The 17,791-nt window shown below is 67.2% G+C and carries 11 protein-coding genes; 4 read left to right on the forward strand and 7 right to left on the reverse strand.

Annotated elements, in window-relative coordinates; translation table 11 throughout:
* Positions 1-258: 258 nt before the first annotated feature.
* From acnA to DVB37_RS22475, 3 genes are read left to right on the forward strand one after another with little or no spacing between them, the layout of a single operon-like run.
* Positions 259-2,886 carry an aconitate hydratase AcnA gene (gene acnA / locus DVB37_RS22465; RefSeq protein ID WP_120156812.1) on the forward strand — a complete coding sequence of 876 codons (2,628 nt, stop codon included), beginning with the start codon at positions 259-261 and terminating at the stop codon, positions 2,884-2,886.
* On the forward strand, positions 2,883-3,794 hold the full coding sequence (locus DVB37_RS22470; RefSeq protein WP_120156813.1) for a GntR family transcriptional regulator: 912 nt from the start codon (positions 2,883-2,885) through the stop codon (positions 3,792-3,794). The genes acnA and DVB37_RS22470 overlap by 4 nt, the downstream gene beginning before the upstream one ends.
* Positions 3,795-3,844: 50 nt before the next feature.
* Positions 3,845-4,900 carry a lactonase family protein gene (locus DVB37_RS22475; protein WP_120156814.1) on the forward strand — a complete coding sequence of 352 codons (1,056 nt, stop codon included), beginning with the start codon at positions 3,845-3,847 and terminating at the stop codon, positions 4,898-4,900.
* A 96-nt stretch (positions 4,901-4,996) separates the two neighbouring features.
* On the opposite strand, the gene DVB37_RS22480 is transcribed toward DVB37_RS22475, so the two are convergent.
* The 3 genes from DVB37_RS22480 to DVB37_RS22490 all read right to left on the reverse strand — a co-directional run bounded on the left by DVB37_RS22480 (position 4,997) and on the right by DVB37_RS22490 (position 9,155).
* Positions 4,997-7,516, reverse strand: a complete 2,520-nt coding sequence (locus DVB37_RS22480; protein WP_120156815.1) for a TonB-dependent receptor — start codon at positions 7,514-7,516, stop codon at positions 4,997-4,999.
* Positions 7,517-7,614: 98 nt separating this feature from the next.
* A complete protein-coding gene (locus DVB37_RS22485; protein WP_120156816.1) occupies positions 7,615-8,709 on the reverse strand; it encodes a FecR domain-containing protein in 1,095 nt (364 codons plus the stop codon).
* The gene (locus DVB37_RS22490; RefSeq protein ID WP_370638729.1) at positions 8,706-9,155 is read right to left on the reverse strand and encodes a sigma-70 family RNA polymerase sigma factor; all 450 of its coding nucleotides are present in this window, start codon (positions 9,153-9,155) and stop codon (positions 8,706-8,708) included. The genes DVB37_RS22485 and DVB37_RS22490 overlap by 4 nt, the downstream gene beginning before the upstream one ends.
* Positions 9,156-9,408: 253 nt before the next feature.
* Here DVB37_RS22490 and DVB37_RS22495 point away from each other — a divergent pair, with 253 nt between their 5' ends.
* The gene (locus DVB37_RS22495; protein ID WP_240433963.1) at positions 9,409-11,058 is read left to right on the forward strand and encodes an ATP-binding protein; all 1,650 of its coding nucleotides are present in this window, start codon (positions 9,409-9,411) and stop codon (positions 11,056-11,058) included.
* A 74-nt stretch (positions 11,059-11,132) separates the two neighbouring features.
* On the opposite strand, the gene DVB37_RS22500 is transcribed toward DVB37_RS22495, so the two are convergent.
* From DVB37_RS22500 to fhuE, 4 genes are all read right to left on the reverse strand, one after another.
* The gene (locus DVB37_RS22500) at positions 11,133-13,628 is read right to left on the reverse strand and encodes a TonB-dependent siderophore receptor (protein ID WP_240433964.1); all 2,496 of its coding nucleotides are present in this window, start codon (positions 13,626-13,628) and stop codon (positions 11,133-11,135) included.
* Between the two features lie 118 nt (positions 13,629-13,746).
* Complete coding sequence (locus DVB37_RS22505; RefSeq protein ID WP_046806772.1) at positions 13,747-14,751, reverse strand: FecR domain-containing protein; 1,005 nt, start codon at positions 14,749-14,751, stop codon at positions 13,747-13,749.
* Positions 14,752-14,762: 11 nt separating this feature from the next.
* The gene (locus tag DVB37_RS22510; protein ID WP_046806773.1) at positions 14,763-15,272 is read right to left on the reverse strand and encodes a sigma-70 family RNA polymerase sigma factor; all 510 of its coding nucleotides are present in this window, start codon (positions 15,270-15,272) and stop codon (positions 14,763-14,765) included.
* A 107-nt stretch (positions 15,273-15,379) separates the two neighbouring features.
* Complete coding sequence (gene fhuE / locus DVB37_RS22515) at positions 15,380-17,524, reverse strand: ferric-rhodotorulic acid/ferric-coprogen receptor FhuE (protein WP_371683146.1); 2,145 nt, start codon at positions 17,522-17,524, stop codon at positions 15,380-15,382.
* Positions 17,525-17,791 lie beyond the last annotated feature (267 nt).

Consider the following 17,791-nt stretch of genomic DNA (forward strand, 5'->3'; position numbering starts at 1 on the left):
CCGTAAAGCCGTCCGCAAAGTCAGCGGCAAAGTCAGCCTCAAAGGCAGACGCAATGGCAGACGCAAAGGCAGACGCAAAGGCAGCCGCAATGGCAGGGCGCGCGCCGTCGCGGCGGCGGGCAGTCGGATCGGGGGCATGGCAAGTCTCCTGTTTGGCCTTCCGCTTGCTGGGCGTTCGGCCGTTTCGGCCTGTTCGAAACGACGGCCGGGTTTTTACTTAATTGCATTTTATATGTGCAATATGCAAAACTTGCAGCTATGGAAAACACCAATGCCTTGCCGCCGCGCCACGTTCGCTTCACGCTGAACGGCGTCGCGCACACCTGCCTGGACCTGCCCGCGATGGTCGGCGCGGACTACTGGCGCTTGCCCGTGGTGCTGCGCCTGCTGCTGGAAAACGCGCTGCGCAACATGCAGGGCAACGAACGCGACGCCGCCGTGTCCGCCCTGCTGCGCTGGCTGGACCAGGGCACCAGCGATGCCGAGATTGCCTTTCAGCCCGGCCGCGTACTGATGCACGACACCACCAGCACCCCCGCGCTGGTCGACATCGCGGCCATGCGCGACGCCTTGGCCGAAGCCGGCACCGACCCCGCCGTGCTCAACCCCGTGTTGCCCGTGGACGTGTCGGTGGACCATTCGCTGGCCGTCGAGGCCTATGCGCGGGCGGACGCCGCCGCGCTGAACCTGGACCTGGAATTGCGCCGCAACGCCGAGCGCTACCGCTTCCTGCGCTGGGCGTCCAAGGCCTTGTCCAACGTGCGCATCCACCCGCCGGGCACCGGCATCATGCACACCATCAACCTGGAACAGCTGGCCACCGTGGTCTGCCAGGGCGATGACGGCCTGCTGTTTCCGGACATGATGATCGGCACCGACAGCCACACGCCCATGATCAACGGCATCGGCGTGCTGGGCTGGGGCGTGGGCGGGCTGGAGGCGCAGACGGTGATGTTCGGCATGCCGACATTGCTGCGCATTCCCGATGTGATCGGCGTGCGCCTGACCGGCGCGCTGGCCCCCGGCGTTACCGCCACCGATCTGGCCCTGACCGTAACGCAACGGCTGCGCGCTATCGAGGTGTCGGGCGAATTCGTGGAGTTCTTCGGCCCGGGCGTCAGCAGCCTGTCGGCGGGCAGCCGTTGCGTGGTGGCCAACATGGCGCCCGAATACGGCGCCACCACCGGCTACTTTCCCATCGATGCCGCCACGCTGGACTACCTGCGCCAGACCGGCCGCACCGAGGCGCACATCGCGCGCGTGGCCGCCTACGCCGAACACGCCGGCATCGCGCTGGACCCGCACGCCAGCCCGCGCTACACGCGCGTGATCGAGATCGCGCTGGACCAGGTCGGCATGCACGTGGCCGGCCCGAAGCGGCCGCAGGACCTGCACCCTTACGGCCACACCAAGCCCATCCTGGCCGCGCTGAATTTCCAACCCGCGGCGCCCGCCGTGGGCGGCTTGCCGCGCTACCCGGTCGCCATCGCGGCCATCACCAGTTGCACCAACACGTCCGACCCGCGCCTGTTGATGGCGGCCGGCCTGCTGGCCCGCAAGGCGCGCCAGGCCGGCCTGCGCGTGCCGGCCTGGGTGAAGACGTCGCTGGGCCCGGGCTCGCCCGCCGCCGCCGACTACCTGGCGCGCGCCGGCCTGCTGGACGATCTGGCGGCGGTGGGTTTTGACATCGTGGGGTATGGCTGCACCACCTGCATCGGCAATTCCGGGTCGCTGCCCGGCCCGGTGCGCGACGCCATGGCCGTCGGCGCGGTCCACCCCGTTGCCGTGCTGTCGGGCAATCGCAACTTCACCGGCCGCATCCATCCGGATCTGGACCTGGGCTTCCTGATGTCGCCACCGCTGGTCATTGCCTTTGCGCTGGCCGGCGATGCCGAACGCGACCTGTCGCAAGAGCCCGTACAGACCGCAGCGGACGGGCGCCCCGTGCCCTTGCACGAGCTGTGGCCCAGCGATGCCGACATCGATGCCGCGATGGCGCGCGGTTTGCAGCCGGACGACTACCGCGCCGCCTTCAAGATCGCCAGCGCCAACCCGGCGTGGCAGGCGCTGCAATCGCCGGACACGGCGCGTTTTCCGTGGGACCCCGCGTCGACCGCGCTGCGCCGCCCGCCCTTTGCCGCAACCGAACAGGCTGGGCAGTTGGGCCACTACGTCGCCCACCCGCTGCTGGTGCTGGGCGACGACATCACCACCGACCACCTGTCGCCCGCCAGTGCCATCCCGCCCGACAGCCTGGTGGCCGACTTCCTGGTGGCGCGCGGCGACGACCGCCACGACCTGAACGTGTTCGCCTCGCGCCGGGGCAATTGGGAAGTGATGATGCGCGCGGCGTTCTACAGCAAAAGCCTGGTCAACCGGCTATGCCCGGATGCCCCCGTCGGCCACACGCGCCACGCGCCCAGCGGGCGCGTCGAACCCATCTGGGAAGCGGCCGAACACTACCGCCAGGAGGGGGAGCCCGTGGTGCTGTTGGCCGGCGCGCGCTTTGGCACGGGCTCATCGCGCGACTGGGCCGCCAAGGGCCAGCGGCTGCTGGGCATCCGCGCCGTGCTGGCCGTGAGTTTTGAACGCATCCACCGGTCCAACCTGATCGGCATGGGCATCCTGCCGCTGCGGCTGCCGGACGGGGTGACGCCGGACACGCTGGCCATGCAGTCCGGCGACCAGATCGAGATCGATGCGCCGGCCGCCAGCCTGGCCCCGCGCCTGTCGGTGCCGGTGCGCATCTTGCGCGCCAACGGCGCGGTGCACGCGTTGCACGCCACGGCGGCCGTCGAGACCCAGTTGGACGTGCGTTTGTTGCGGATGGGCGGCGTCATTCCCGCTATCCTAGCGGACACACTCCGACCCGCCACGACCCCATGAGCGCGCAAACCAATACCGTCACCAAAATTCTTGAAGTCATCCGGCAAGACCGCCTGCCGGGCGGCGCGCACCTGACCGCGCAAAAGCTGGCTGACCGGCTGCGCCTGTCGCGTTCGCCCGTCAACGACGCGCTGGGCGTGCTGGAGCGCCACGGCATCGTGGCGCGCAAACCCAACCGTGGCTACTTCTTGCAGCAGGACTTCGACGCCCTGCCCGACGACCCGGACCATCTGGCCGAACTGGCGCCGCCCTCGGCTAACGACATCGTCACGCAAAGCTATTTCAAGCTGGCCGATGACCTGTTGCGTGGCCAGTTGCCCATGCAATGCAGCGAAGCGCAGTTGCGGGTGCGCTATGCGCTGACCAACGCGCAAACGCAGGCGTTGCTGGCGCGCGTGTCGCAAGAAGGCTGGGCGCAGCGCCGGCCCGGCTATGGCTGGGAATTCTCGTCCATGATGACCACGCCGGACAGCCTGTTGCAGTCGTACCGGCTGCGTCTTGCGCTGGAACCGGCCGCGTTGCTGGAGCCCACGTTCCGCATCGAAAAAAGTGTCCTCGAACGCTGCCGCGCCGCCGAGAAACACCTGCTGGACGGCGGCATCGCCACCGACACGGCCGACCAGCTGCACGAGCGCGGCGTGCGCTTTCATGAATCGCTGGTTGAAGCGTCGGGCAACCCATTTTTCATCGACACCATCAAGCGCGTGAACCGCGTGCGCCGCTTGCTGTCGTACCGGTCCATGCAGGACCGCAGCCGCTACCAACAGCACTGCGATCAGCACCTGGCCATACTTGATTTGCTGGAACGCGAGCGCAACGATGAAGCCGCCGCCGCGCTGTCCAGCCACCTGCGCAGCACGCTGGACAACCTGTCGCGCATCAGCGGCATCCTGACTTCCCCGGCCTGACGCGCAATGACGTGCCCGGCCGCCTGTTGTTTTGTAAAGAAGGCAAGCCCATGCACGTCTATATCGGCTCGCGCACCACGCGCGAACGCAATGCCCGCGGCGATGGCATCAGCGTCTTTGACTACGCCCCCGACACCGGCGCCTTGACGTTGACACAGGTAGTGGGGGGCCTGCTGAACCCCTCTTATCTGCTGCCGCATCCCGCGCTGCCCGTGCTCTACACCGTGCACGGCGACAGCCACGAAGTCAGCGCGCTGCATCGCGACCCGCATCAAGGCGCGCTGACCCCGTGGCACCAGCAGGACTGCCAGGGCCGCAACCCCGTGCACCTGGCGCTGGCGCCGTCGGGCCGCTTCCTGATGGTGTCCAACCACCTGAGCGGCACGCTGGCCGTGCTGCCCGTGGCGGATGACGGCGCCCTGGGTCCGGTGGCGCAACGCATCGCCATGCCCGGCCAGCCCGGCCCGCACCGCAAAGAGCAGCCCTTTGCCAAGCCGCACTACAACGTGGTCGATCCGTCGGGACACTTCGTGGCCGTGCCCGACAAGGGGCTGGATCGCGTGTTCGTCTTCGCGCTGGACCAACACGGCACGGGCGATGCGCCCCACAGCGTGGCCGATACGCGCGAAGGCGCCGGCCCGCGGCATGCCGCGTTTCATCCCACCGGCCGCTGGCTGTATGTGGTGAACGAGCTGGACAACACCGTGGCGGCCTACACGGTCACGGCAGGCGCGTTGCAGCCCTTCCAGGTGCTGCCATCATTGCCGGACACCTGTACCGGCAACAGCCGCGCCGCCGGCATTGCCGTGGACGCCCACGGCCGCCACCTGTACGTGTCCAACCGGGGCGACGACAGCATCGCCGTGTTTCGGGTGGACCCGTCCAGTGGCCGCCTGACGCCCGTGCAGCACGTGCCGTCCGGCGGCAAGACGCCCCGCTTCTTTACGCTATCGCCCGACGGCCGCTTCTGCTTCGTGCTGAACGAAGACAGCGACACGCTGGTGCGCATGCGCGTCAACGCGCATGACGGCACGCTGGCGCACGACGGCTACGAGGTGCGCGTGGGCAGCCCGGTGTGCATGGTGTTCGCGCGCCGCCGGGCTTGATGCTTGAGGTCAGCAGAACCCGGCATGCACGGGCAGGAACGTGCCTGCTCCGCGCATGGGCCTTACTGTGGGCCCGCCGATCTGTGGACACGCCGATCAAAAATCCATCGACGCCGACAGCATCAGCGTGCGCGGCACGCCTTGCGAAATCGTGCCGTAGGACGCCACGCCGGACCAGTACGCGCGGTTGGTCACGTTGACCACATTGGCGCGCAACGTCACGTCCTTGCCCTGCACGCGCATCGCATAACGCGCGCCCACGTCGAACGTGGTCCACGACGGCACCGACTGCGTGTTGGCCTGATTGATGTATTCGCGCCCGGTATAGACCATGCCGCCGGTCAGCGTCAGCCCGGCGACCCACGGCGTGTCCCATTCCGCGCCCAGGTTGGCCGAGAATGTCGGCACGCCCACCGGCCGGTTGCCGACCGTGGCGGCGCTGTTGGTGCGCGTCAGCTCGGCGTCCAGCCAGGTCACCCCGCCCAACAGGCGCAAGCCGCGCAGCGGTTCGCCGGACAGGCCCAGCTCCAGTCCGCGATTGCGTTGTTCGCTGTCCGCGCCGTACACGCCGTTGGTCAACTGGCCGCTGGGCTTGGTGATTTCAAACGCGCTCAAGGTCAGCATCGCGTTGTCCAGCTCCACCTTTACGCCCACTTCCTTTTGCTTGGCCTTGTAGGGCTTGAACACCTGCCCGGCGTTGGACGCAGTGGCCGGCGCCACGTCGCCTTTGCTCAAGCCTTCGATGTAGTTGGCATACAGCGACACGTTGCTCCACGGTTTCACGACCAGGCCCGCCAGCGGCGTGGTGGCGCTTTCGTCATAGCTCACCGTGCGCACGCCGGTCGTGGCGTTGAAGTTGCGCGATTCGATGCGCTGCTGGCGCACGCCCAGCGTCAACTGCGCGCGCTCGTCCAGGATGCTCATCGTGTCGGCCAGAGCCAGCCCGGTCAGGTCGGACGAAGACACCTTGGGCACGTTGCGCGGCGCGGGTATGTTCTGCTCGGGGCGCTTGATGGGGTGATAGATGTTGGACGTCAGCGGGGTGCCCGACACGCTGGCCTGAAGGTTGCGGTCGCTGTACAGGCTGCCCATGAAACTGATGGCGTGGCGCACCGGCCCGGTGTCCAGCTTGGCGCGCAGGCCGGCGTTGTAGGTGCTGCGCTCGACCTTGAAGCGGAAGTTGTTGGGCGTGACCAGCGTGTCGCCCGCGCTGTTGACGATGGTGGGCGTCTGGTCGGACAGGCGCGACACGTCGGTGTCCGATCCCCCCGCATCGGCGAACACGGTCAGGCGGTCGCTGATGTCGTATTCCACTCGCAGCAGCGCGGATTGGCCGTCGGACTTCCACCAGCCCCAGGGCTGCGTGGCGTTGCGGCGGCCATCGGCGGCATGCGGCACGTCGATGCCGGAAGCCACCAGGAACGGGCGCGTGGGCGCGTCGACTTTTTCATGTTGGGTCAACAGGTCCAGCGAGGCGCGCAGGCGTTCGCCCTGATAGTCCAGCGACAAGGCGCCGATGTCGGTGCGCGATGACAGGTTGTCCAGCGGCGTGTCGCCCTGGCGATGCATGCCGTTGACACGCACGCCCCATTCGCCGTCATTGCCGAAGCGGCGGCTCAGGTCCACGCGGCCGCCAAACTGCGAATCGCCAACGTAGTCGGCCGACAGGCGCGTCAGGTCTTGCGGCAGCGAGCGCTTGGGCACCATGTTGATCACGCCCCCCACGCCGCTATTGGGCGACATGCCGTACAGCAACGCGGCCGGGCCTTTCAACACTTCGACGCGTTCGATGTAGTCGGTGAAGACGTGATAGTTGGGGGCCACGCCGTACACGCCGTCGAACGCGATTTCGCCCAGGTTGCCTTCGCCGATGGGAAAGCCGCGGATATAAAAAGAATCGGTCACGCCGCCGATCTGCCCGGTAAAGCGTACCGAGGGCTCTGCGTTCAGCGCGTCGGCCAGCGTGACGGACTGGCGGTTGGTCAACATTTCAGAGGTGTAGCTGGTGACGTTGAACGGCGTATCCATAACGTCGCGATTGCCCAGCAGGCCCATGCGCGCGCCACGTGCCACCTGGCCGCCCGCGAACTCGGGCGGCAGGGCCGACGGGGTCACGCCCGATCCGGCCACGGTGATGCTGGGCAGCAGCGTGGCCGCGCCGGCGTCGCCGCCCGGCAGCTTGCGCAGCGAATAGGCGCCCGCGCCCTGCTCGGCCACGGTATAGCCGGACCCGTCCAGCAAGCGCGCAAAGCCTTCGCGCACGGTGTAGGCGCCCACGATGCCGCGGCTTTGCTGTCCGGCCAGCAAGGTCGAGTCAAACGACAGCGGCACCCCCGCCGCCGCCGCGTACTGCGCCAGCACGTCGCCCAGCGGACCGGCGCCTATGGCGTAAGACTGGCGCAGCGCCGGAGCGGCTGCGGAAGGCGCGACGGCGCCCGACGCAACGGCGCCCGACGCAGCGGCGCTTGCCTCCGGCGCTGCCGTGGCGGCCACTGGCGCGCCCGCCACGGCCAGCAGCATCAGGCCCGTACCGGTGGTTTGCCTCATCGTCGCCCAGGACGACGGGGTGGCGATGCCACGGGGCAGGCGCGGCGTACGGGTATTTCGGAAAACCATGAAACGATCCTTCGTAAGGGACGGGGTGGCGCTCGCGTGTCGCGACGATTCACCCGGTACACCGGACGAAGCGAAAAAAAGGCTCAGCCAAAACGCAATTAGTTTGTAACGTCGGGGCGGCCGGCCACCGTGATCCAGAACGGCGTGACGCGGCTGATGCGCACCGGCAGGGTTTTTTCCAGCAGGCGCAGGCTGCCGTCGGTATCGGCCAAGGGAAAGGCGCCCGATACCCGCAGCCCCGCCACGGCCGGATCGCAACGCAACACGCCGCGCCGGTACCGGCCCAGTTCGTCCACCAGATCGGCCAGGCGCCAGTCGCGCACGGTCAACATGCCCCGTTCCCAAGAGGCGGACGCGGTATCGGCGGCGGACGCGGGCGCCACGTCGTCGGCGGTGAACACGGTTTGCTGCCCCGCGTGCAGAAGCATCGAAGCCGGCTCCGAATGCCCGCCGCGACCTTGCGGCTGTATCCGCACCGAGCCATCGAACACCGCCACGCGTATGCCCGCGCCGTCATCGCGCACCATGAAGCGCGTGCCCAGCGCGCGTATCGTCCCCTGCGCCGTGCGCACGATAAAAGGGCGGTACACGGGCGACGGATCGCGCCCGGTGGTCAGCAGGATTTCGCCGGCGCGCAGCCACAGCACGCGCTCATCGGCCGTGTACTGGATGTCGACGGCGGTGGCCGTGTTCAACACCAGTTGCGTCCCGTCGGCCAGGTCCAGCCGGCGGCGTTCGCCCGTGGCGGTGCGCGCATCGGCCACCCATTCGCGCCAGGACAGGCCGCGCCAGGGCAGGCCGCGCCAACCGGCCACGGCAGCCGGGCCCAGCACCAGCAGCGCGCCCAGCGCGCGTATCGCCTGGCGTCGGCCGGGGCGGTCCAGTCGCCGCAGGGTGTGGCTGGCAATGGCGGGCGGCACCTGGCCGAAACCGCGCAACATGTCCTCCACCCGCGCCCACGCCGCGCGATGCGACGCGCTGCGGTCGCGCCACCGATCAAAGGCGGCGCGGTCAGCGGCGGACAGGGTTTCGGACTGCAAGCGCACCAGCCAGCCCGCGGCCTCTTGCAGGATGGCGGGATCGATGGCGCCGCCCGTGTTCCCGCCCGTGTTGCCTCCCGTGTTGCCGCCCGTGTTGCCTCCCGCGTTGCCGCCCGAGTTGCTTCCCGTGTTGCCGCCCACGACGCCGCTCATGGCGCGTGCCCGGCAAAGGCGATCAGGCAGGCCGTCAGCGCGCGCTGCATGTGGCGTTTGACGGTGGCCAGCGACACGCGCTCGCGCGTGGCGATGTCTGCATACGTCATGCCATCGAATTGCGACAACAAAAAAACCTCGCGGGTCTTGGCCGGCAAGGTGCGTAGCGTGGTGTCGATGGCGTGCAGCGTTTCAAGGATCTGCGCGCTCTGCTCCGGCGATGGCGCCTCGCGCGGGGGCAGTTGCGCCACCACGGCCAGGTAGGCGTCCTCGATCGCGCGGCGGCGCCAGTGGTCCACGACCAGGCCCTTGGCAATGTGCGTCAACAGCGCGCGCGGCTCGGGACCGGCGCCGTCATGGCGGCGCCCCGACATCAAGCGCACAAAGGTGTCGTGCGCCAGATCGGCCGCGTCAAAGGAATTGCCGAGCTTTTTGCGCAGCCACATTGACAGCCAGCCGTGATGATCACGATAGAGCTTCGTGACGTTGTCAAAGGTGGATAAGTGGGAAGCAAGCAAGGCGCACCTGACGCGATATCGCAAATGGGAACGATTTTTATTTTATATCAATCGCCGTTGTACCGCGCACGCGACTACCGGAAATGGGGTGCGCGAACTTTGATATTGAGCAAGGCGCGCGGCTTAACTTCACCCATGCCGTCAGATAGAATCAAGCACCCGTTCTCTCGCCAATACCACCATGCAGAACCTTCCGACGTTCCCCTCTTTTCTTGCCGGCGGCGGCGAGATGGGCAGGAAGGTGGCTGACTTCGATTGGGCCGCCACGCCGCTGGGCTCCATCAGCGAATGGCCCACGGCGCTGCGCGTGGCGGCGGGCATGGTGCTGTCGTCCCGCTTTCCGTCTTGCCTGGTCTGGGGCCAGGAACTCATCACCATCTACAACGACGCGTTCCGGCCCATCCTGGGCGCCAAGCCCGAGGCGCTGGGCCGCTCGTTCAGCGATGTCTGGAGCGAAGCCTGGGCCATGATCGGCCCCATTGCCGACCGCGCCTTCGCCGGCGAAGCCACCTTTATCGAAGATTACCCGCTGGTCATCGAACGATTCGGCCAGGCCGAGGAAGCCGCCTTCACCTTCTGCTACAGCCCCGTTCGCGACGAAACCGGCGCGGTGGTCGGCATGATCGACACCGTGATCGAAACCACTTCGCGGGTACAGGCCGAACGCGCGCAGGCCGAAGCCCTGCGGCAAGCTGAAGACACCTTGCGCCAAAGCCAGAAGATGGAAGCCGTGGGCCAACTGGCCGGCGGACTGGCGCACGATTTCAACAATTTGCTGATGGGCATCGCGGGCAGCCTGGAGCTGATCAGCCTGCGGCTGGCGCAGCAACGGTTGGGCGAGCTTGAACGCCACATTGAAGTGGCGCAGCGTGGCACCGAACGGGCCGCCGCGCTAACGCACCGGCTGCTGGTGTTTTCGCGCAACCAGCCCCTGTCGCCGCAAGCGGTGGATGTGAACCACCTGGTGCGCGGCATGGAAGACCTGATCCGCCGCAGCGTGGGCCCCGGCATTGCGCTGGACCTGGCGTGCGAGCCCAAGCTGTGGGCGGCCTGGGTTGACCCGCACCAATTTGAAAACGCGCTGCTGAACCTGTGCCTGAACGCGCGCGACGCCATGGAAGGGCAAGGCCGGCTGGGCATCGAAACGGCCAAGGTCACGCTGACCGATCAGACCTCGCGCGAACGCGGGCTGCCCATGGGCGACTACCTGCGCCTGACGGTCACGGACACCGGCTGCGGCATGACGCCACAAACCATGCAGCGCATTTTTGAACCGTTCTACACCACCAAGTCGCCCGGCCAGGGCACGGGGCTGGGCCTGTCGATGCTGTATGGCTTCGTGCGGCAATCCGGCGGTCAGGTGCAGGTCAATTCGCGGCCGGGCCAAGGCACGGCCATGAGCCTGTACTTCCCGCGTTTTGACGGGGCGCTGGCGCCCGTCGAAATGTCCGCGCGCCTGGAACCGCCGCGCGCCTCCACCGGCGCGACCGTGCTGGTCGCCGAGGACGACGTCTCGGTGCGCGCCGTGGTCGTGGAAACGCTGTCCGAACTGGGCTACGCCGTGATCCAGGCCAACGACGGTTCCAGCGCGTTGCGCGCGCTGTCGGCGCCGGGCCAGATCGATCTGCTGATTTGCGACCTGGGCCTGCCCGGCCGCATGGACGGGCGCCAGGTGGTCGACGCCGGCCGGATGTTGCGGCCCGGCCTGAAGGTGCTTTTCATCACCGGTTCGGGTTCACAGACGCTGGCCGAATCCGGCGCTCCCACGCTGGCAAAACCTTTTGCGCTGGATGAGCTGGCGCGCAAGGTGCATGCATTGATGGGGGCCTAGCGCCGGCCGCCGGAGCGCCGGCCGCCGGAACGCCGGCCGCCGGATCGCCGGCCGCCAGTCCTGACCGGGTTCCCTTACAGCTTGGGCGCGTAGCGGAACGTCAGCATGACGTTGCGCGGCTGGCCGTAGTAGTTGTTGCTATTCAACGTGTTGTAGGACGGCACGTAGTATTTCTTGTCGAACACGTTATTGACGTTCAGGCCGATGCTCAGTTCCGGCGTGGCCTGATAACCCACGCGCGCATTCCAGATGGTGAAGCCGGCCAGCTTGAAGGCGCGGTCCGAACTGACGGTGTCGGTCTGCGTGTTGACGCCCGCGCCCACGCTCAGGCGGTTCATCATGCCTGGCAGCTTGTAGTTGGCCCACAGGCGCAGCATGTGCTTGGGCGTCCACGTGTTGAAGACCTGACCCTTGTTGTCGGGGTCTTCCAGGTACTTGGTGGTGTTGTAGGTGTACCCCGCATACAGCTCCAGCCCGCGCAGCACTTCACCCGACACCTCTGCTTCCACGCCCTGACTTCGCACCTTGCCCGACGCGCGCGAGCAGTACCAGCCGTCGCACGCGAAGCCGGCAGCGTAATCGTTGACGGCGCGGTTCTTGTGGTCGTAGCGGAATAGCGCCAGCAGCGTGTTGATGCGGCCGTCCGCCAGTTCGCCCTTGATGCCGACTTCGTAGTTGTTGCCTTCGATGGGCTTGAGCAGGCTGCCTTCCTGCGTGCGCTGCGTCTGCGGTTCGAACACCGTGGTGTAGCTGGTGTAGGCGGACCAGTTATCCGTCAGCGAATAGACGATGCCGGCGTACGGGATGAATTTGCCGGATGTGCTGGATGTGGTGGTGCTGCCGCCGCCGCTGTAGGAATAGTCATACCAGCCGACGCGGCCGCCGCCGATCAGCGCCAGCGACTCGGTGGGCTTGACGCGCCAGGTGCCATAGATGCCCTTTTGGCGGATGTCGTAGCTGCTGCGCGAGTCATAGCCGCTGGCCGCCGCGATCGAATCGATGTCCTGCCAGGGGCGATGGTGGTCCAGGTCGAAGATATTGCCGTTCTCTTCCCACACCCGCGTGAAGCGGTCGTTCGTGGTCAGCTTGGAATAGTTGGCGCCCAGCACCACTTCCTGCTCCATGCCCAGCGCGTTGAAGCTGCCGCTGATGGACATGTCCGCCCCGCGCTGCTTGCTGTTGAAGTCCACGCCGAAATCGCCATACGACAAGCCACTGCCGTCGCGCTGCACGGCGTCGGCCACGCGCTGGTGCACCGTGGTGTTCTTTTCATTCATGGCCACGCCGGCAAGCTTGAATCGCCAGGCGTCGTTGAAGCGATGCGTGACGTCGGCGTTGAAGATCGTCTGGTCGTTCTTGGCGCGGTTCCAGGTGGACCCGGTAAACGTCGAACGCGGCAGATCGATGGCGCCGCCGTCCTGGTAGCGCGGGTAGCCCACAATCATCGGGCGCGAACGGCTGTAGCGGTTGCTGATGCCGATGCCGACCGTGGTGTCCTCGGTCACGTCGACGTCCAACGCGGCGTACAGGTTGCGCGTCTTGTCCCACACGTAGTCGATATACGAATGGCTTTGGTCTTCGTCCACCACCACGCGGCCGCGCAGCGTGCCCGCGGCGTTCAGCGGCCCGCCCGCATCCAGCGTCAGGCCGTAGTGGTCCCACGAGCCGGCCTTGCCGGACAGCACCACCGACGGCTCGGCGCCGCCGCGCTTGCGCACCAGGTTGATCGCCCCGCCCGGGCTGCCCGCGCCTTGCAGCAGGCCGGCCGCGCCGCGCAGGATCTCCACGCGGTCGTAGAACACCAGCGAGTCCTGCTCCCAGTTGCCCAGGCTGTAGCTGTTGCGCAGCAGGGACACACCGTCGTATTGCAGCAGGTCGACCGGAAAGCCCCGCGAATTGATCGCCACGCCCGCCCCCACGCCTTGCACGCCGACCATGCCGGCTGTGTTGTTGATGGCGTCCGGCAGGCTGGTCATCACCTGGTCGTCCATGCGCTGGCGGGTCAACACGGTGATGGACTGTGGAATGTCCTTGAGCGCCTGTGTGGTTTTGCCGATGGTGACGGCGGGCGTGGTGTACGACCCCGTGCCGTCCGTCGTGGGGTTGTAGCTGCCCGTCACCGTCACGGGCGCCAGCGTTGCCGCCTGCCCGGCGGCCGGCGCGGGTTGCAGACGGTAGCCGCCACCGGCGCGGCCCACGGCCTGCAAACCGGTGCCCGCCAGTAGTTCGGACAACGCCGTGTCCACGGCAAGCGTGCCAGACACGCCGCGTGTACGGGCGTTGGCGGTCAGCGCCGGGTCCGAGGCCACCATCACGCCCGCCTGCACGCCAAACGCGCCCAACGCCGTGCTTAACGGTCCGGCCGGTATGTTGAGGTTCACGGTGCGCGGCTTCGACGCCGACGCGTCCTGCGCGTCCTGCGCATACACCGCGGATGGCCACGGAGCCGCAAGCGCGATGGCGGGCAACGCCAGATGCAGGGCAACGCTGAGACGAGTGCGCGGCAAACGTTGGCGAGGCGGCGTGGACAAGCGGGCGGCGGTGGCCACGCGGGCAGGACGAGAAGACATGAAGGGGGATTCCTGGCTCATGAAGGACGGGCGCAGCGTGCCGCGCGAGAGCGCGATGGGGCTGCTTTCCTTACATGACGCGCGGGAGGATGCGTTACGCCGTTCCGGTTACAACTTTCTATGCCAAGCCCACCGACACCCAATAACGGGTATAGCGGCGCACGCGCACGGGCAGCACGTCTTGCAGCATGTCCAGCACGCGCTCGGTGTCGGCCAGCGGAAACGCGCCAACCACGCGCAGCGCGGCCGCCTCGGTCGAGCAGGCCAGCCGACCCGGGCGATAGCGGCCAAGCTCTTGCAGGAACTGCGCCAGCGGCAGTTCGTCGGCGATCAGCATGCCGTGGGTCCAGGCCGATGCCGCCGCTTCAAGCGGGCGCGGCGCATAGCCGCCCGCCGTTGAAAATTCTGCCTGGTTGCCCGCCTGCACGCGACGCGGCGCATCGGCGGCGTTCAGGCTGCGCACATCGACCGCGCCTTGCAGCACCGCCACGCGCAGCGCGCGGCCATCGTCCAGATCGCGCACGACAAAGCGTGTGCCGACCGGCGTGAGGATGCCGCTGCGCGTGCGCACCTGAAACGGCCGGCCCTTTGCGTCTTGCGCCGTCGTCACCAGGATTTCGCCTTCGTGCAGCACGACCTCGCGCAAGGTCGCGGTGTAGCGCAGGTCCACCGCGCTGGCCGTGTTCAGTTCCAGCCGCGTGCCGTCGGGCAAAGTCAGCGCGCGGCGTTCGCCGGTGCCGGTGGAAAGGTCGGCCGTTATCCGGCGCACCGTGCCGGCCTCGCCCATGGCCCACGCGCCCAGCCCCACCCCCGCCGCCGTCACCATCCAGCGAATGGCGTTGCGGCGCGACTGGATCAAGGGCGCCTGGCGCAGCGTGTGGGCGGCCACATCATGGCCGGCCTGCGCCACGCCCGAGGCCACATCGCGCGTCAACGCGGTCAAGCGTTGCCAGGCCAGTTCATGCGCGGGCTGCGCGCGCCGCCATTGTTCGAAGCGCGCGCGGTCGGCATCGCTGGCGTCTTCGCGCAACCGCGTCCACCAGTCGGCCGCTTGCCGCAAGACCTTGGGATCGACACGCCCGGCCTCGGGCGCGTGCGGGCGCAGCAGCTTGGCGCCGTCCATCACGCCTCGGCTCATCCGTAGACCGTCGTGTAGCAATGCACCAATGCGCGCGCCAGCGACTTTTGCACGGCATTGGGCGTCAGGCCCAATTGCTGCGCGATCTCGGCATACGACAAGCCATCCACCTGCGCCATCAGGAAGATGCGGCGGCTGTTCATGGGCAGCGTGTCCAGCAGTTCGCAGAGTTGTTCCAGCGCTTCCAGGATCAGCGCGCGATGCTCCACCGACGGTTCGACCGCCACGGGTTGCAGCGCCAGGGATTCGGCATAGGCGGCTTCGAGTGCGGCGCGGCGCGCACGCCCGATGACCAGGCGCGTGGCGATGGTGCGCAGATAGGCGCGCGGCTCGGACAAGGGTTCGCGCACATTGGCGCGGATCAGGCGTTCAAACGTATCGTGCGCCACATCCGCCGCGTCGCACGCATTGCCCAGCTTGCGCTGGAGCACATTGCGCAACCACTGGTGGTGAGCCTGGTAGACCGATTGCACTTCGGCGTGGGCCGCGAAGGAAGAGGATGGCATGGCGGAGCGCCCCGGCGTCGCCGCCAGATCCTAAACAAAATGAAAATGATTCGCAATTATAAATATCTTTGAATCGTTTTCAAGACGGGATTTGCCGGGGCCCCCGATCAGAACTTGGCGGTCAGGTTGACGAACACGCTGCGGGGTTCGCCGTAATACACCTGGCTGGCGACGCCGCCCATATAGTATTTTTTGTCGAACAGGTTGTTCACGTTCAACTGCGCCGACAAGGCCGAGCTGAAGTCGTAGCGCGCCATCAGGTTGTAGATGGCGTAGGCCTTCTGCTTGGCCGTCACGGTATCGTCGCCCGCGCTGACCTGGCTATAGGTCGAGATCTGCCAGTTGACGCCGCCGCCCACGGTCAGGCGGCTCCAGTCGCCCGGCAAGCGGTACGTGGTGAACAGCTTGGCCATGGCGCGTGGCCGTTCGGTGTTGACGGACACCCCTTCGGCATCGCGGCTGGTGTAGTACGTGCCGCCCGCGTAGGCGTTCCAGCCCGGCGCCAACTGGCCACTGACTTCCAGTTCCACGCCCTTGGTCGTGACGCCGTCGGCCGTGGTGTAGGCCTGGTCCATCGAGCCCGGCACCAGCGCGTCGCCATCCAGCACCGCCAACTTGCTTTGCTTGACCTTGAACAGCGCAATCGACGTGTTCAAGCGGCCGTCCAGGTATTCGCCCTTGACGCCCACTTCGTAGTTCTTGCCTTGCACCGGGTCCAGGTAATTGCCGTTGCGGTCGCGGTTATCCTGCGGCTGAAAGATGTCGGTGTAGCTGACGTAGGTGGAATACGTGTCGTTGATGTCGTAGACCACGCCCGCGTAGGGAATGAACTGCGAGTCCTTCTGGTCGCGCGTGTCGGACTTGGATTCCCACGTGGCGTAGCGGCCGCCCGTGATGGCGGTCAGGCGATCGGTCAGCGACCAGCGCGCCGCGGCGTACGCGCCCTGCTGATGCGTGACCGTGTCGCGCAACGTGGCGTCCGTCCAGGTCGGCTGCGCGAATGAACCGTCCCATTGATAGAAGTTGCCGGTGCTGGCCAGCGACGCGCTTTCAAATCCGTAGCGATAGAAGTCTTCGCCATAACGGCTGCGCATGGCGCCCACCACCACTTCGTGCTTGCGGCCCAGCAAGGTGAACGGCCCCTTGGCCTGCACATCCAGCGAGGTCTGGTCGGCGTACGAATTCCAGTAGCCCGGCAGCGCGCGCAGGCCCGTGCCGGTTTCGCGGTCCAGGTCGCCATACAGGTACAGCAGCTTGGCGTCGTACTTGCTCTTGCGATGGGACCAGTCGGCGCGCACTTCCCAGTCATTCTGGAACCGGTGCGACAGCGTGGCGAACATGGTTTCGTTGGTGGTGTGCCAATACGTCCAGTCGGCCGCCGTGGTCTTGGAGCGCCGCCAGTTCGTGTCCGTGCCGTCGCTGAACACCACGGGCAGGCTGCCCCAGGTGGAGCCGCGCGGACGCTTGTCCTGATAGTCGGCGCCGATACTCAAGGTGGTGTTGGGCGTGAGGTCGGCGTCGATCACGCCGTAGAACACCTTCTTGTTGGCGTGGTACAGGTCGATATAGGAATCGCGGCCCTGGTACACGGCGACCATGCGGGCGCGCACCGTGCCGGCTTCGTTTAGCGGCGTGGACATATCCAGCGTGCCGCGATACTGGTTCCACGAGCCAAAGCCCGCGCTGACAGAACCGGTAAAGGTCTTGCTGTTGGCGTGCTTGCGCACCAGGTTGATCGATGCGCCGGGGTTGCCCGCGCCCGTCATCAGGCCGGTGGCGCCGCGCACAACCTCAATGCGGTCATAGATGAAGGAATCGTTATCGGATTCGCCATACATGGACAGGCCGATGGTGGTGGGCACGCCGTCGTACTGCAGGCTGTCGATGTAGAAGCCGCGCGACCAGAAATCGGTGCGGTCCGAATCCTCGCTGACCACCTGCACACCCACCACGTTGCCCATCACTTCGTCCAGCGACCGCAGGTTCTGGTCGTCGATGCGCTGGCGCGTCACCACGCTGACGGACTGCGGCGTTTCGCGCAGCGACAGCGTCAGCCCGGTTGCCGCCGCGGATGCGGGCGTGGTGTAGGAGCCCGTGCCTTCGGTTACGGCCGGGTCCGAATTGCCCAGCACGGTCACGGGCGCCAGGCTGGCCACGCCGCCATCACGCGTCAGGATGATGCTGTCGCCCTGCCAGCGGTACACCACGCCCGTACCTTGCAGCAAACCGCGCAGCGCTTCTTCGGGTGTCATGCTGCCGGAGAAACCACGGGTGGACAGGCCGGCCACCACGTCGGGCGCGTAGAACACGCGCACCTTGGTCTGCGCCGCCCATTGCAGCAGCGCATCGCCCAGCGGCTGGGCGCCGATGTTGATGGACACGCCGGCGTTCTGGGCGCGCGCCGCGCCGGGCGCGGCGGCCAGACTCAAGGCCACACCCAGGGCCAGGCCCACGGCCAGCGTCAAGGAAGAAGGCGTGAAGCGCGGGGTGGCGCGGGCGCGGCGCGATGCCGGCAATGA

Origin of the sequence: Achromobacter sp. B7, assembly GCF_003600685.1 — a bacterium.
GTDB classification, from domain to species: domain Bacteria; phylum Pseudomonadota; class Gammaproteobacteria; order Burkholderiales; family Burkholderiaceae_B; genus Achromobacter; species Achromobacter spanius_B.

What these genes read in the sequence shown, in the direction of transcription:
- acnA (WP_120156812.1), top strand. Translation starts at nt 259, where the DNA reads ATGGAAAACACCAATGCCTTGCCGCCGCGCCACGTTCGCTTCACGCTG.
- DVB37_RS22470 (WP_120156813.1), top strand. Translation starts at nt 2,883, where the DNA reads ATGAGCGCGCAAACCAATACCGTCACCAAAATTCTTGAAGTCATCCGG.
- DVB37_RS22475 (WP_120156814.1), top strand. Translation starts at nt 3,845, where the DNA reads ATGCACGTCTATATCGGCTCGCGCACCACGCGCGAACGCAATGCCCGC.
- DVB37_RS22480 (WP_120156815.1), bottom strand. Translation starts at nt 7,516, where the DNA reads ATGGTTTTCCGAAATACCCGTACGCCGCGCCTGCCCCGTGGCATCGCC.
- DVB37_RS22485 (WP_120156816.1), bottom strand. Translation starts at nt 8,709, where the DNA reads ATGAGCGGCGTCGTGGGCGGCAACACGGGAAGCAACTCGGGCGGCAAC.
- DVB37_RS22490 (WP_370638729.1), bottom strand. Translation starts at nt 9,155, where the DNA reads ATGTGGCTGCGCAAAAAGCTCGGCAATTCCTTTGACGCGGCCGATCTG.
- DVB37_RS22495 (WP_240433963.1), top strand. Translation starts at nt 9,409, where the DNA reads ATGCAGAACCTTCCGACGTTCCCCTCTTTTCTTGCCGGCGGCGGCGAG.
- DVB37_RS22500 (WP_240433964.1), bottom strand. Translation starts at nt 13,628, where the DNA reads ATGTCTTCTCGTCCTGCCCGCGTGGCCACCGCCGCCCGCTTGTCCACG.
- DVB37_RS22505 (WP_046806772.1), bottom strand. Translation starts at nt 14,751, where the DNA reads ATGGACGGCGCCAAGCTGCTGCGCCCGCACGCGCCCGAGGCCGGGCGT.
- DVB37_RS22510 (WP_046806773.1), bottom strand. Translation starts at nt 15,272, where the DNA reads ATGCCATCCTCTTCCTTCGCGGCCCACGCCGAAGTGCAATCGGTCTAC.
- fhuE (WP_371683146.1), bottom strand. Translation starts at nt 17,524, where the DNA reads ATGACACCCGAAGAAGCGCTGCGCGGTTTGCTGCAAGGTACGGGCGTG.